16 protein-coding genes are annotated in these 15,448 nt (G+C 37.6%); 9 read left to right on the plus strand and 7 right to left on the minus strand.

What is annotated here, in order from left to right; all coding sequences use genetic code 11:
* Positions 1-2: 2 nt before the first annotated feature.
* The 4 genes from ACN6MT_RS18275 to ACN6MT_RS18290 all read right to left on the minus strand — a co-directional run bounded on the left by ACN6MT_RS18275 (position 3) and on the right by ACN6MT_RS18290 (position 3,780).
* Entirely contained in the window at positions 3-1,109 is a 1,107-nt protein-coding gene (locus ACN6MT_RS18275; RefSeq protein ID WP_419887403.1) for a GerAB/ArcD/ProY family transporter, read from the minus strand.
* A 21-nt stretch (positions 1,110-1,130) separates the two neighbouring features.
* Positions 1,131-2,645: a spore germination protein gene (locus tag ACN6MT_RS18280; RefSeq protein ID WP_419887404.1), complete on the minus strand. Its 1,515-nt coding sequence runs from the start codon at positions 2,643-2,645 to the stop codon at positions 1,131-1,133.
* A 96-nt stretch (positions 2,646-2,741) separates the two neighbouring features.
* On the minus strand, positions 2,742-2,933 hold the full coding sequence (locus ACN6MT_RS18285; protein WP_419887405.1) for a spore germination protein: 192 nt from the start codon (positions 2,931-2,933) through the stop codon (positions 2,742-2,744).
* Positions 2,934-3,255: 322 nt separating this feature from the next.
* A complete protein-coding gene (locus ACN6MT_RS18290; RefSeq protein WP_063254274.1) occupies positions 3,256-3,780 on the minus strand; it encodes a methylated-DNA--[protein]-cysteine S-methyltransferase in 525 nt (174 codons plus the stop codon).
* Positions 3,781-3,922: 142 nt separating this feature from the next.
* On the opposite strand from ACN6MT_RS18290, the gene ACN6MT_RS18295 reads away from it, so the two are divergent.
* The 9 genes from ACN6MT_RS18295 to ACN6MT_RS18335 all read left to right on the plus strand — a co-directional run bounded on the left by ACN6MT_RS18295 (position 3,923) and on the right by ACN6MT_RS18335 (position 12,770).
* Positions 3,923-4,846 carry a DNA-3-methyladenine glycosylase family protein gene (locus ACN6MT_RS18295; RefSeq protein WP_419887406.1) on the plus strand — a complete coding sequence of 308 codons (924 nt, stop codon included), beginning with the start codon at positions 3,923-3,925 and terminating at the stop codon, positions 4,844-4,846.
* A gap of 65 nt (positions 4,847-4,911) precedes the next feature.
* Positions 4,912-5,952, plus strand: coding sequence for a DUF3231 family protein (locus tag ACN6MT_RS18300; protein ID WP_419887407.1), 1,041 nt, complete (start codon positions 4,912-4,914; stop codon positions 5,950-5,952).
* A 316-nt stretch (positions 5,953-6,268) separates the two neighbouring features.
* A complete protein-coding gene (locus ACN6MT_RS18305) occupies positions 6,269-7,177 on the plus strand; it encodes a putative selenate ABC transporter substrate-binding protein (protein ID WP_419887408.1) in 909 nt (302 codons plus the stop codon).
* A gap of 13 nt (positions 7,178-7,190) precedes the next feature.
* Entirely contained in the window at positions 7,191-7,943 is a 753-nt protein-coding gene (locus ACN6MT_RS18310) for a phosphonate ABC transporter ATP-binding protein (protein WP_419887409.1), read from the plus strand.
* A 1-nt stretch (position 7,944) separates the two neighbouring features.
* Positions 7,945-9,582 (plus strand): PhnE/PtxC family ABC transporter permease, encoded by a 1,638-nt coding sequence (locus tag ACN6MT_RS18315; protein ID WP_419887410.1) that lies wholly within the window; start codon positions 7,945-7,947, stop codon positions 9,580-9,582.
* Positions 9,583-9,835: 253 nt separating this feature from the next.
* Positions 9,836-11,002 carry an MFS transporter gene (locus ACN6MT_RS18320; protein WP_419887411.1) on the plus strand — a complete coding sequence of 389 codons (1,167 nt, stop codon included), beginning with the start codon at positions 9,836-9,838 and terminating at the stop codon, positions 11,000-11,002.
* 65 nt (positions 11,003-11,067) lie between these two features.
* The gene (locus ACN6MT_RS18325) at positions 11,068-11,409 is read left to right on the plus strand and encodes a hypothetical protein (protein ID WP_419887412.1); all 342 of its coding nucleotides are present in this window, start codon (positions 11,068-11,070) and stop codon (positions 11,407-11,409) included.
* A 139-nt stretch (positions 11,410-11,548) separates the two neighbouring features.
* Positions 11,549-11,908, plus strand: a complete 360-nt coding sequence (gene cccB / locus ACN6MT_RS18330; protein ID WP_419887413.1) for a cytochrome c551 — start codon at positions 11,549-11,551, stop codon at positions 11,906-11,908.
* Positions 11,909-12,062: 154 nt separating this feature from the next.
* Positions 12,063-12,770, plus strand: coding sequence for a hypothetical protein (locus ACN6MT_RS18335; RefSeq protein ID WP_419887414.1), 708 nt, complete (start codon positions 12,063-12,065; stop codon positions 12,768-12,770).
* Positions 12,771-12,793: 23 nt separating this feature from the next.
* Here the strand turns inward: ACN6MT_RS18335 and ACN6MT_RS18340 are convergent, their stop codons facing one another.
* The 3 genes from ACN6MT_RS18340 to ACN6MT_RS18350 form a co-directional block, all read right to left on the minus strand.
* Entirely contained in the window at positions 12,794-13,396 is a 603-nt protein-coding gene (locus tag ACN6MT_RS18340; protein WP_419887415.1) for an alpha/beta hydrolase, read from the minus strand.
* Between the two features lie 19 nt (positions 13,397-13,415).
* Positions 13,416-14,024: a flavin reductase family protein gene (locus tag ACN6MT_RS18345; RefSeq protein ID WP_419887416.1), complete on the minus strand. Its 609-nt coding sequence runs from the start codon at positions 14,022-14,024 to the stop codon at positions 13,416-13,418.
* A gap of 212 nt (positions 14,025-14,236) precedes the next feature.
* The gene (locus ACN6MT_RS18350; protein WP_419887417.1) at positions 14,237-15,391 is read right to left on the minus strand and encodes a glucose-1-phosphate adenylyltransferase; all 1,155 of its coding nucleotides are present in this window, start codon (positions 15,389-15,391) and stop codon (positions 14,237-14,239) included.
* Positions 15,392-15,448 lie beyond the last annotated feature (57 nt).

The raw sequence follows: 15,448 nt of genomic DNA on the forward strand, positions 1-15,448 counted from the left end.
TTTTATTTCTCCTTAAGGGATGTTATCTTCTTCTTTATTAAAGCTAGGAAAAATAGAATAAATGGATAACAAAACGTAACATAAAATCCAATACTAGCAAAAAGGTCGTTAAAATGATTAATTTTAGATCGTGTATTGAAAAACAAACTGGCTAAAATAACGACAAGTGAAAATAACCAGATGATTCTTTTTGTTTTTTTTTCAAAAGTACGCCTTACACCGCGTACAGCAGCCCACAAATATAACATTAGATTTGGAAGAATGATGAGCAGCCAAAAAGAAACGGCTACATACTCTGTTCTTTCGATAAAAGGTAGTTTGACGATCTTAAATAAGGAAAGAGTTGGCCAAATCGTATTTTCTATTTGACCAGGACTAAAATAAGTAATGGTTATAAGCATAACGATCAAGTATAAGAGGTTCGTTCCGGCAATTGCGAGTTGTGCAAACTTTGTTACTTTCTCTCTTTCCTTTAAGAAAGGGTAAACTACATAGAGAATTTCAAAACCAATTATCGTGAGAGTCATTTTATGGGCACCCTTTAAAATGGATGTTATATTTGATTCCATCACCGGAAAAAGATGATGAATATCAGTAAACCGTAAAGGAAAGCCAATCAAACCCAACATCCAGATTGAAAGAATGAAGCTGAAAAAACATGCACCCGCGATTACCCTTAATCCGCCATTCACTCCATAAATAACTAATAAAACGATAGAGATTGAAAATAACCATGTGGGTACGACGGGGAAAACCCATGTTTGCATAACCTCAATATAGTTAATTAAAACAATGACAAACAACCATAAACAATAAAGAATATATACACTATTAACGATCTTTCCAATCCATTTTCCATACACTTCAATGTGAATGCCATATATATCTGTGGGTCCATAAAGTTGTAACGTCTTAATCATAATCATTACAACAATGTGTGTGAAAAGACCAGCTACTATAACAGAAATCCATGCGTCGTGCTTTGCTTCAAAAAAAATGATCCGTTGGAACCCCTGTATTCCTATCCCAACTTGTATCGAATGAATAATAAAAAATACAATAAAGGTACTTAAAAGGGATTGAGGGTTAGGTTGAAATTGAGCTTTCATTTAGTCACCCGCTGCCTAAGGTCAAGTATGTTTTTTTGCTTTTATCGGATCATATTTATATTCGTCTTCAGCCATTGTTAAATCCGGTCTTTTGTTAGTTAAGGATAAAGGCAGACGTACAATGCTGTCCTTCCAGTCTGCAAAACGCGGCGGATAAAATGGTGCTAGATAAGGACTTCCCAGGCTCGATTGTCTTAACAGGTGAAGGAGTAAAAAGCAAAAACCGTACATCATGCCGTAAAATCCCAAGCAACCAGCCAATATGATTAGGGGAAATCGAATGATACGAATGACATTTCCCATTGTATAACTTGGAGTTACGAACGAACCAAGTGCTCCTAAGGATATGATGATAATGAGAATATTACTCGTAAAACCTGCATCTACAGCAGCTGTTCCGATTACGATACCGCCAACGATACCCATTGTTTGACCAACTTTTGTCGGAAGTCGGGCACCCGCTTCTCGTAATAATTCCATAATAAATTCTAGTAATAGTGCTTCTACTATCGGAGGAAAAGGTACCTTTGCCCGAGACTCACTAAGTGTAAACAATAAAGTTTGTGGGATAACCTCATAGTGATAGGTTAAGGAAGCAACATACAGAGCCGTAAAGAAAACGGAAAGGAATAACGCAATGAATCTTAATAATCGCCAGAATGTAGCAATCTGCCAATTTACGTTACTATCCTCCATACTTTGAAAAAATTCCATAAATGATTGAGGGCAAACAATCGCCAATGAGCTTCCGTCCACGAGGACTGCAAGTTTCCCCTTTAGCAGCCAATCTGATACACGATCTGGTCGTTCTGTTAACGCCATTTGTGGGAATATGGTTAAGGAGTTCTCTGCTAAAAGCTGTTCTAACATTGAACTGTCAAGAATTCCATCGATTTTTATCTCTTGAATCCTTTTTCTAAGGCTGTCAACCATTTGTTCAGATGCAATACCGTTAATGTAGACAATTGAAACCAATTTATTTGTTCGTGCCCCAGCTTGTAAATTTTCAATACACAAAGATGAATTCTTAATATAATTCCTAACCAGCGTGATATTGGTCATTAAGCTCTCAGTAAACGCCATTTGTGGTCCAATGACCAGAGATTCATTTTGAGAATAAGAAACTGAACGTCCAACTTCAGAAGGGATTTTGGCTAAAAGAACGGATGAATTCCCCTCTAAATAAATGATTACACATCCGTCTAGAGCAGCTTGGACAGCCTTTTCCATCGAAGATGATTTTTCAATCTCACCTATTGATAAATGCTCCATAATTGTTTTTATAGAATCGAATGGTAGATCTTTTAGCGAATCAATAATATCTCTATGAAGCATGGTTTTGTCTATTAATGTCCCTATGGAGAATAAGGTAATTCCTGAAATGCCAATTTCATTCTCTAAAATATCTGCGCTATCTTGCAGTCTTTTTTTAAACTCCGCGGACATTTTATCTCGTGTTTCTGGAATCAGATTCATGTTCTTATGTTGCACTGACCCTTTAGATGAAAAAAGCTTCTTAAAGAACAATACCAGCACCTCCTTCTAGGAAAGACATTTGCTTAGTGTATTATTTACCAACTAAACCTCTTTATACCACCTCTCTTTTATGCATAAAAAAAAATGCGGTGCTTTTTAGCAACGCTTAGGAAATTTCATGATTTGTTCAGATTCTGCATCCAAGCCAGAATCAGGACTGGTGTTGTTTTCGCCAGAGCCACCGATGGTTTTGGTAATAGAAATGGGTGAAATATAAACAGCGCCGCCAAAGTTAACAATGCCGCCAGAAATTGTCCCAATTGAAACATTGTTATGGTTTGTGACCAAAGTAACCCCTCCTTGGTGTTACTACTATGTTATGTACGGGTTGGCTTAGGGTTCTTAATAAATGAAAAAGATAAAGCCATTATAAACAGGCTTTATCTTTAAAAATTTCTGTAGCCTCTTAAAAAAACGATTTAAACAATTCTTGATGATTGTTACATTCCTTGCAGATATATTCGATTTCCAAGGGATCTTCTCTTACCATATGTACCGTTTCTCTGCTGCAGTTTTCACAAAATTTGACTTCCTGGAGTTCTTCCATGAAATAAGCACCTCGTTTTCTTAATTCATAAGAAATAGTATGCCCAAGACTTCCATGCATTTATCATGTATTTCTATGGTTTGCCTGCTCCAGGTATAATAGTTGTTCCTTCATATCTAATCCGCCGCGAAAGCCAGTAAGCTTTCCGTTCTTCCCAATCACGCGATGACACGGTACTGTTAAGAGGACGGGATTTGCCCCAATGGCAGCGCCAACGGCACGGACAGCTGTTGGTCGGTCAAGGGCATTGGCAATATCTGAGTATGTCCATGTTTCACCGTAAGGAATTTTACTGAGTGCATTCCACACATCTGTTTGAAATTTGGTTCCTTTTAATTCTCTAGGAATGGTAAAAGTATTACGTACACCTTGAAAAAACTCTTTAAATTCAGCTGAATATGGAGCCATGATATTATCATCCTGTACCAATTGACTATCAGGATAATGTTTTTTTACCCAAACTTCCATTTCCTCAAAGGGCTTATCCTGGGAACCAACGAAACAGAGTCCATTAGAAGTTGCGGCCATAAACAGTTTCCAATTATCATAAACTAACTGTGTCCAATATAGTATTTGTTTCATCAACATCACGCCACCCTTATTATCTACTCTTCTTTCAGTATACCTATTTTAAGAATTACTTTTAAGTGTTTTCAGAATGAAAAAATTAGATTTTAGTTTTCCTTAGTCCAATAAACTTAAATTATTAGTATTAAAGAGGTGGTATATCATGATTAGCCAATCTTGGGTGAATCACGGGAATGAACTGAAACTCTTCCTACCGAAAGAATTCAACTTTCAAGAAAATATAAAATATCTTGCGAGGAATCATAACGAATGCCTTTTTCACATCGATAATAATTGTATTTACAAAGCCATTCCGATAGGAGAAGAAACACCAATCATTGAAGTTAGGTCAGAAGATAAAAACCATTTGATGATCCGCTTTTTAGGAGATAGTAAACCAACTTGCGAAAAAATGAGTGATGCAGTTGCCCGCTATGTTGGAGAGTGGTTTGATTTAGAAAGGGAATTGAGTCCTTTTTATTCCATGGCAGAGAAGGATCCCTTGCTAAGTAAGACTGTTAAATCCTTTTATGGTCTGCGAATTATCGGTATTCCTGATTTATTCGAAGCGCTTTGCTGGGGTATTTTAGGGCAGCAAATAAACCTGTCTTTTGCCTACACCTTTAAAAGACGTTTTGTTGAAAAATTTGGTCGTTGTGTTATGCATAACGGTGTAACGTATTGGGTCTTCCCTTCCCCGAAAGATATTGCAGGGTTACCTCTGGAGGAATTGGAAAGCTTGCGCATGACCAAGAAAAAATCTGAATATCTTATCGGAGTAGCACAACAAATGGCAGATGGAAAATTATCCAAAGAAATGTTGCTCGATATTGGAGATCATAAACGAGCTGAGAAAATGTTAGTCCAAATACGTGGTATCGGTCCGTGGACAGCTAATTATGTCTTAATGCGGTGCCTAAGATATCCTTCTGCTTTTCCTATGGATGATGTCGGTTTGCAAAATGCGCTAAAATTATTGTTAGGGAAAGACAAAAAACCAAATAAAGAGGAAATAATGAAGCTGGCTGTAAATTGGACGAACTGGGAATCATACGCAACCTTCTATTTATGGAGATTGCTTTATTGATACGAATAGATTTCCATTAGATGAAAAAACTAGGTGAAACGATTGACGTAAGGAGCATTCATCTAATGAAGACGATTAAGCCAATTAAGCTTACCTCTAAACTTACGGACCAACCAGTTGAAAAATTAACTTCAGCTGAAATGGGTAAACTTTGGGCTGTATATATGGGTAATACCATGTCCAAATGTGTCATTAGTTATTATCTTCAGCATGTGGATGACAAAGACATAAAAGAAATATTGAAAAATGCATTAAATATCGGAACCGAATTTCTAAAAGACATTAAAACGATATTTGATAAAGAGCATTTCCCGATTCCAATTGGTTTCACAGAGGATGACGTTAATTTAGGAGCTCCGAGGTTATTTGCGGATGAATTTTATCTTCATTATTTGAAATATGCAGCGAAAGCTGGGCTAAGTCTCTACTCGACTGCCATTCCATTAATGCTCAGGAAAGATGTTAGAGAATTTATCTTAAAGTGTAACCAATTAACCACTGATTTGTTAGTAACCCTTAATGATACACTAAAAGAAAAGGGTTTTTTAACGAGACCTCCTGTAATTCCTATTCCAGAAAAGGTTGAATTTGTTCAAAAGACAAGTTATTTTAATGGTTTTTTAGGCCATGTAAGACCCTTGCATGGTTTGGAAATTGCCCATTTATACGATAATATGGAGAATAACTCTACAAGTAAAGTACTATTAATGGGCTTTGGACAAGTGGCTAAAAATGAAAAAGTGAAAGATTTTATGCACCGCGGAAAAGAAATTACCATGAAGCACCTTGAATCCTGCAGGCAGCAGTTACATAAAGAAGATTTGCCTTCCCACCCGCTGCTGGATGACTTAGTAGAACAATCAACATTTGCCCCATTTTCAGATAAATTGATGATGTTTCATAAAATTGATATGTTCAGCATGAAAATCAGATCCTACGCGAATGCTGCGTCCCTTAACGGTCGGCACGATATTGGAGCGATGTATAGCAAATTTTTATTGGATATCGGGCTTTATGTACAGGATGGTGCCAAGATATTTATTGATGAAGGTTGGATGGAACAACCGCCGCAAGCAGTGGACCGTGATTCGGTTTCTTCTACATAACAAAAAGGAATGAGCAGCTCTGTCAGCTCATTCCTTTTTGTATTTCGGGGATTAGTAACCAAAGTTTGGAATGTTGAAGAAGGGTCACAAAAATCAAACACTTAATCATCTTCAATCTCTAGAATAATGTGCGGGAGATTTCTTTATTATCAAGGTTTGATGTAAACACCCTAGAATTTTCCTATTGATATTTTAGATAATGATTGATTTGTTAAATAGATAAAATGAATTTAATAGCATTAAACTATTCTTTATAATCAAAATGCAAGTATAATACCACGATGTTAAACGACAATTCTATGAGGTGAATAATTTTATGAAAAAATGGTTAACGGGGATTATTTTATTTATGCTTGTTTTTTCATTAGCAGCCTGTGGGCAAACTGAAGATAAAACTACTGAAGAAAAAGAAGCAAATAAGGAAACAAAAACAGAAGAAGTATTTAAAATTGGTGCCATTCCCGACCAAAATGCTGCTTTCCTGCAAACAGGAATGGACGCAGTTGCGAAGCAGTTAAGTGAAGAAACAGGAATGAAAGTTGAATTTGTTCCTTCTGTTGATTATGCAGCTTTAGTTACAGGATTCCAACGTGGTGAAATCCATTTAGCATGGTTTGGCGGTTTAACGAGTGTTCAGGCAAGAAATCTTGTTCCGGGAGCTGAATCCATTGTACAGCGGCCACGTGACGCAGAGTTTAAATCTGTATTTATTACTCAAGAAGGCTCAGGTATTACTACATTGGCTGATTTAAAAGGAAAATCATTCACATTTGGCAGTGAAAGCTCTACATCAGGACATTTAATGCCGCGTTATTTCTTAACGGAAGAAGGTATTGACCCTAACACTGACTTTAATGGAAAGCCTAACTTCTCAGGCTCTCATGATACTACCTACAAGTTAATTGAATCTGGTTCTTTCCAAGCTGGCGCTTTAAACATCTCTGTTTGGGAAGCAGCTGTAAAAGAAGGCAAAGTTGATACGAACAAAGTAAAAGTGTTCTATACGACTCCAGACTATTATGATTACAACTGGACAATCAATAGCAATGTTGAAGAAGTATTTGGAAAAGACGCTAAACAAAAAGTAAAAGACTCCCTTCTATCTATGCCAGGTGATTCAAAAGAGATTACTGACTTGTTCCAAACCGACAAGTTTATTGAAACAAAAAATGATAACTATGAAAAGATTGAAAAGGTTGCAAAAGAATTAGAGATTATAAAGTAGCAGGTGTTGTTCCATGTCTTCAAAAACGATGATTGAAGCAAAAAACATAACAAAACATTTTGAGCGGAAGATAGCCTTATCTTCCCTTTCTTTTTCTATTAAACAAGGTGAAATGGTGGCATTAATTGGTCCTAGCGGTGCTGGAAAAACAACATTATTAAATTCCATTGCCGGTCTTGTTCCTCTACAAAGCGGCGAGCTCCTTATAGATAGTCTGCCTCTTCGTGATTACAAACGAGGAAAGAAATTCGCAAAAAAAATCGGGGTAATCCGCCAACAGTTCGATTTAATTGGTCCATTAGCCGTTATTCATAATGTTCTTGCAGGCAAATTATCGGAATGGGGATTATTGAAATCATTAGTTTCATTACTCGTCCCTCAAGAAAAGGAATCAGCCCTCTCAGCACTAGAAAGGGTCGGGCTTAGAGATAAATCTTACGAAATAACCGCTACATTATCAGGCGGTGAACAACAGCGTGTGGCAATGGCAAGATTAATGATACAGAATCCAGAGATTATTCTTGCGGATGAACCAGTAGCGTCACTTGACCCTGCTCGTGCTGACGATGTACTTTCCATGCTGACTAAAATTGTTTCAGAGGAAAATCAAACATTAGTTGCCAGCTTACATTCAGTGGAATATGCACGAAAGTACTTTACAAGAATCATTTCGCTCAAAAACGGAGAAATATTTTTTGACCTGCCAACAGCAAAAGTAACGGACGAGCTGTTAAGTGACCTTTATCTGCTTAAGGAGCAGGAGTAAAATGATGAAACGGATCCCCTCCCTCCAATTGCATAAAAGATTTATCCTTACTGTTCTGTTGCTGGCTGTTTTCGTTTGGAGTCTTACCTCCATTCATTGGAACTCTGAGCTTTTCCATGCAGGCGGGATTCCTACGATGCTGCAGATAGTTGAAGGGCTAATCCAGCCCAATTTAGAACCAAGAATTTTATTAGTCGGATTGGAATCTGCTTGGATTACACTGGCATATGCTGTTGCGGGTATGTCGCTTGCCATTATCTATGCTTTTATAGTGGGTGTCCTTGCTTCTGGAACGTTAACTTCCAGCAATTTTTCGCGCTTTATTTCGAAGGTGTTTTTTAGAGGTATTCTAGGTTTTACTCGTTCGATACACGAATTAATTTGGGCGTGGCTTTTTGTAGCAGCAGTCGGATTATCTCCTTATGCTGCAATCCTGGCACTTGCCATTCCTTACGGCGGGATTCTAGGTCGAATATTTGCAGATATGCTAAATGATGTTCCCAAGGAGCCAATCATTGCTTTAAAAGCAGCTGGTTCCTCACGGCTTCAAACGCTATTTTATGGCTACCTTCCTTTGGTTTGGGCAGATTTTATCAGTTATACGATGTACCGGTTTGAATGTGCGATCCGCTCTTCTGCTATTATGAGCTTTGTTGGTTTAGGAGGACTTGGATTTCAAATTCAATTGGCACTAGCCGATTTAAAATATGATGCAGTTTGGACATTTGTCTTCTACTTAATTGCTCTTGTGATATTGGTAGATGCTTGGAGCCATTGGGTTCGTATGGGATTAACTAATCATAAGAGAATAAAAGGTTTTGGTTCTGGCTGGATGTCTGTTCTATTTGCCACCTTGTTAGTAGTTGGTTCTTGGATATACATTACCATAGGTGAAAACGCTAGATTATTTGAGCTATTATCTGAAAAAAATATGGAATATGCTAAGAAGTTTTTCGGCGGTCTCCTTGGAATCAATCAGGAGAATCCTGCCTTTTTAGACGGTGAAAGCTGGGCACTCGCTTTGAGGCTTACGATGGAAACACTTGAAATGAGCATTATGGCAATTGGTTTTTCCACGATTGTCGCGTTCATTACGGTTATTCCTGCCGCAAGAAATATTGCGAATGGAAATCTTACATTAAAAAAGAGATGGTATAACTGGCCGATGTTTGGTCTGATTCGTCTTCTTTACATCTTTTCCAGGTCTGTTCCAGAATTAGTCTGGGCGATGATGATTATCTTTATTTTTAAACCTGGTATTCTGCCAGGTGCATTAGCCCTGGCTCTTCATAACTTTGGTATATTGGGGAAACTTTGGGCAGAGGTTATCGAAGACATGGACCCTAGGCCCATTCGGAATTTAGCGACCGCTGGTGCTTCCAAAATAGAAATCTTCTTTTACGGAATCCTGCCTATCGTTCTTCCTCGATTTCTCACCTATATTCTATACAGATGGGAAGTTATCATGAGAACGACTATCGTAGTAGGGTTTGTAGGTGCAGGTGGTCTTGGAATGGACTTTAAGCTTGCGATGAGTTATTTTGACTATACACAAATTACGTTACTATTATTGTGTTATATGATCCTCGTCCTTATTGCAGATTTTGCCTCAGAAACAACTCGGAAAGCAGTAAAATAAAGAGCACATGCCCCTTCGGCTTGTGCTCTTTTATATCTTTATCTACCTACTATCGGTGTGCTAGCAGTTGATAGACTTTTGCTAACATATTGATAGTAGGTATTTTGGCGCCATCCTATCATCTTAGAAATTTATTTTAAATAATAATTTGAAATGCTTGTATTAGATTCATGTTTTCTATTATCCTAAGCTTAGTGCCAAAATTTGTAGTAATTTTTACATACTGTTCAGATCATTTAGGAGTTGGAGTTATTTGGAAACAAAAAGAGCTTTACCAATTTTATTTTTAGTCATGTTCCTAGTCATGATAGGCTTCGGAATCATTATTCCTGTTCTGCCATTTTATGCTGAAGAAATGGGTGCTTCCCCTACGCAATTAGGCTTATTAATGGCTGTTTATTCCCTAATGCAGCTTATCTTCGCGCCATTTTGGGGGAAATTATCCGACCGTATCGGTCGTAAGCCGATTATGATGATTGGAATCGCCGGATTATCATTATCCTTCTTCATCCAAGCGATGGCTACTGAGCTTTGGATGTTATTTGCCGCACGAATTATTGGCGGAGTACTTTCTTCGGCTAATATGCCGACTGCGATGGCCTATGTTGCCGATATTACCACACCTGAAAACCGTGGAAAAGGAATGGGGATTGTAGGAGCGGCAGTAGGACTAGGCTTTGTATTTGGTCCTGCGATTGGCGGTGTGTTCTCAAAATCTAGTATGAGTACGCCATTTTACCTTGCAGGTGTCTCTTCGCTGATAACCTTAGTCATCATTTTCTTTTTCTTGAAAGAATCCTTACAAAAAGATAATGAAGAGTTGAACAAAAATCATAAGCAATCGAGATGGAAGGCATTTTCTGGTCCTGCTGCCGTATTGTTTTTATTACAACTTTTAATTTCTCTCTCATTATCTGGCTTAGAAGCAACATTTGCTTATTTTGCTGCAAAAAAGGCTGGGCTTGGGGCTACTCAGTTAGGATATATTTTCATGATTATGGGATTTGCGGGTGCTATGGTCCAAGGCGGCATGGTTGGTAAATTAACAAAAAAATATGGTGAAGGTACTGTTATTCAAGGAGGAATCATTGTATCTGCCATTGGTTTCGGATTGATTCTGTTTGTAGACAGTTTTACCACTGCAGCTATATTTTTATCAATCTTTGGGATTGGAAACGGCGTTATTCGTCCTAGTGTCTCTTCCCTGCTGACAAAAACTACTGATGCTGGTCATGGAAGTGCAACGGGACTGCTTTCTTCCTTTGACTCGTTAGGCAGGATTGTTGGACCGCCGCTTGGAGGATGGTTGTTCTCCCTTTCAATTGGATTACCTTATATATCTGGAGCCATCATTTCAGTGATAGCCCTGATACTATATCAATTTTATCGGACAAAAGCTGTAGTCTTTAAAACAAACTAGCATATGTGATAAGGACATGCATAAGATAGGTTACGAGGATGTATTTGAAAAAGGAGCCGAGATGAATGAAACTAGCCTCTCATTTCAAGACGTTTTTATTTCTATGTGTCATTATTGCACTTGTAGCCTATCTTGATTCGCCATATTCATTTATTCATCGTAACTATTCCTACTTAACGGTCAGTGAACCTGCAGTGGCACAACCAGTGGATGTAGAACCACCAACAGATGTGCCGGTGTTGGAATATAAGCTCGATGATATTCAGAAAATAAATGGTTACTTCGTGGAGATCTATCAGGAATATGAAGTCTATTACGACGAAGCAGGAAAAGTGGTTAAAAGAGAACCTACATCGAAGACAGAGAGTGTTCGATATTGGGAAGATGATTTGAAAATTGAACCTTAGAAGCTGTCGAGAAAATATCGGCAGCTTTTTTTGTGCGTGTTTTTTATTATTTCCTTTATAATTTTATTAACGTTCAATCGAAAACCAGTATATTCAACACCTATCTATGAAAACCTAGTATTAAATGGAGGTGAATGATATGAAAAAACTGCTCTACGGTATAGTCTGTATTGCCTTCCTAGGCTTTTTGACCTCTTGCGGAGGCGGAAACGATGAAACGGAACAAGATAATACAACTACTGAGGAACAGGCTGGTGATGAACAGCAGCAAACAGCAAATGCAGGTGACGGAGACGCGCTTTTTCAGCAAAACTGTTCGTCATGTCATGGCGGTGATTTAAAGAGTGGAGGTGCTCCTGACCTTGACAAAATCGGCTCAAAATACTCGAAGGATGAGATTGAAGGGATTATTTTGAATGGAAAAGGCGGTATGCCTGGAGGGATCCTTTCAGGTGAAGACGCAGATGCAGTAGCTTCATGGCTTGCAGAGAAAAAATAAGCGTGAAAAACCAGAATGGAAATCCAATCTGGTTTTTTTATTTATACACCTCTTATGTAAATTTCGGATCATCCAATTATTTAATAGATAAATTAGTTCCACTTAGGTGGAACCAAGTAGTAAGGGATACGTCTGTATATATAGAGGTGATGGAATGAGAAAATGGGGCTTTTTTATTTTACTATTGATGGTATTAACCGGTTGTCGTTCAACACCATTTGACGGTCATACTGTTATTGATTGGGTTGATTTTATTAAGTGGGAAGGAATCGAGTACAACGGGATTTACACCGGTGTTTTAGCGGATGAAAAATACATTGGGGATAAACTAGGTGCTGTTAAATATAAAGTCGCTGACAATGTAACAAATCCTAATTATAAAATTAGAAATGGTGATGCTGCCTTTCACGAAAAAGGAACCGAGTTTTTCACCATTAAGGGTAATCCCAATTTACTAGCGGTAAAGGATGATCGCCAAATCAACGGATATAGTGTTTATTATTCACGAGAGGCGGCAGACCAACAATGGCATTTTAAGAATGTGTCACTTGATAAGGTTAATAAAATAGAAATTTATCAACCTAATGCCACTAATGGTGATAAATTACTAAGTAAATATACCAATCAAGAAGAGCTTAATCACATTCTTGAGCTGTTAAAAAATAGTGAAGAATCACCAAATTTCCAGCCAAATATGGAAAAAGGTGACCCAGACTATTTTCAAATTGTTTTGTATACTGACCAACCAATCGCTTACAAATTTGACGTTCAATTTGACGGTTCCACCTATTATTGGTACCCATCGGATACGGCCATATTATCAAATGAAATCCAAATATTCTTAAGGCAAAATAACAGCTAATCGATTGGATTAGCTTGTTATTTTTATAAATTTCGAAACCAATCTGCCGCAGCCTCTACTTCTTCCCTGGTCAATTGATGACCTCGATTTTCCCAATGCAGGACAACGTCCGCTTTGGCATTTTCCAATAAAGTTTGCAATTCAGATGATTCCGATGGTGAACAAATGGGATCGTTTGTACCTGCTGCGATAAATACATTGGTACCTGTTAAATCTGGAAGGTCTATTCCTCTTCTCGGCACCATTGGGTGATGAAGAATCGCACCTTTTAATGCATTTTGATAATGAAATAGTAAGCTTGCTGCTATATTCGCTCCGTTTGAGTATCCGATTGCAATGATATTATTACGGTCGAACTCATATTTGTCCGCTGCTTCATTTAGGAATTCGTTTAATTCCTTTGTACGGATTAGGAGGTCTTCTTCATCAAATACACCTTCTGCTAATCTTCGAAAAAATCGCGGCATTCCATTTTCCAATACATTACCACGTACACTTAATACTGAAGCTTGTTCATCAATCATTCCAGCAAGTGGCAGAAGGTCTAATTCATTTCCACCAGTACCATGGAGCATTAGAAATGTTGGTTTTGCTCTATCTTTTCCCTTATTAAATATATGGATCATATTTCTGTACCTCCAAGAATCATTTAGGACGTTCGATTGAAAATATCTCACCAATCTTTGCATAATTCGTACCAGCCAATCGGCTTACTGCTCCCAATCCAATAGGATCAATTCTGCCCTTTTGGTAGATATCCTCCTCTATATGAAATTGAACGACTTTCCCGATAATCAAATCAACGCCTGGAGCATCTTGACCTCCAAGTTCTACCGAATGTTCTAACGTACACTCCATACGGATTTTTGCTTCTTTTACACCAGGTACGGTAATTTTTAAGCTTTCAACCGGGGTGAGTTTGGTTAATTCTATTTCACTTTCATTAGGCGGTAAACTTGCAGCCGTCTTATTGATTTCTTCAACATTGTTTTCATCCACAATATGAACGACAAACTCTTTTAACTCGATTATGTTTCTCGCAGTATCCTTTTGTCTGCCTGCAGCTCGCTGTATCGCTAAAGAAATCATAGGAGGATTGGATGAAACAATATTAAAATAACTAAATGGTGCACCATTTAAAATTCCCTTATCTGACATGCTTGTAACGAAAGCAATTGGCCTAGGTACAATACTACCAATTAAAAATTTATAATTTTCCCGTTCTGTCACTTTTGAAGGATCAATGGAAAGCAAAAGTATTTCACTCCTTTTTGTTTAGTTCTCTTTCTTTAAATCGTACCATACCATAATCAATCTTTCCTATATACGGATGATCTATTTACATTGTAAAAATAACTTGAATTGATTTATCTTGAATATGAGATAATAGTATTATAACTTTTTATGAATGTCAATGATGTTACCTCCAATAAAAAAACGAAATCACTGGGATTTCGCTTCTGGAATTATTTATACACTAGTGGTTGAATATTTTCATTATCTCCTATTAGAGTAATATCACTAAAAGGTGTTGAATCTCCGACTTTGACATTTGCGCCGATGAGACTTCCGCTTCCTACCACGGAGCGATAAATCTCAGCATTTTCTTCAATTATGGTATTTGGCAATATAACCGAATCTTTTATGATAGCCCCTTTACCAACTGTTACTCCGTAAAATAATACAGAATTTTCAACCTCTCCATAAACCTTGCACCCTTCACTTATAATGGATTGGTGTAAGGTTGCTTTTCCATCCAAATACATAGGAGGCTGGCTCATGCCATTCGTATAAATAATCCATTCTTCATCTTTTAATATCGGGTTGGTGTTTACAGATAGAAGATCCATATGTGCCTCCCAAAAGCTTTGAACGGTGCCAACATCCTTCCAATAACCATTGAATTGATAGGCATGTAAATGGCAGTTCGCACGAAGCATGGATGGGATAACATCCTTGCCAAAATCCTTTGAAGAAAATGGATTGTTTTCTTCTTTTTCTAGAAATTTCTTTAGAATTGGCCAGTTAAATATATAGATTCCCATAGAAGCAAGATTAGACTTTGGATAAACAGGCTTTTCCTCAAACTCAATAATTTGATTGGTCTCTGAATCTATATTCATAATTCCAAATCTATTTGCTTCACTCCATGGGACTTGAATAACGGATATCGTTGCATCCGCTCCCGAACGTTTATGCTCATTGACCATATGACTGTAATCCATTTTATAAATATGATCTCCCGATAGGATGAGTACATATTCAGGATTTTGACTTTCGATAAACCTGAGGTTCTCATAAACAGCATGTGCAGTACCTTCATAGTTATTTTCTTTATTACCAGTTTGATTAGGCTGAAGGATGGCTACTCCGCCAACTTTTCGATTAAAGCCCCATTTTTCTCCATTCTCTATATAATTTTGAAGAGTCTCTTGTTTATATTGAGTGAGAATTCCGACGGTATCAATGCTAGAGTTTTTGCAATTACTTAATGTAAAATCTATGATTCGGTATTTACCCCCAAACGGGACAGCCGGCTTTGCAACGTTTCTAGTTAATTCTTTTAGTCTTGACCCTTTCCCTCCTGCTAACAACATGGCAATGCATTGTTTTTTTGTCATTTGTACCACCCCTTTCATGACAAGTTCCATATGTAATACTTATTTGCCCTCATTGTA

The sequence above is a fragment of the Neobacillus niacini genome (assembly GCF_048572935.1).
In the GTDB taxonomy this organism is placed as follows: domain Bacteria; phylum Bacillota; class Bacilli; order Bacillales; family Cytobacillaceae; genus Neobacillus; species Neobacillus niacini.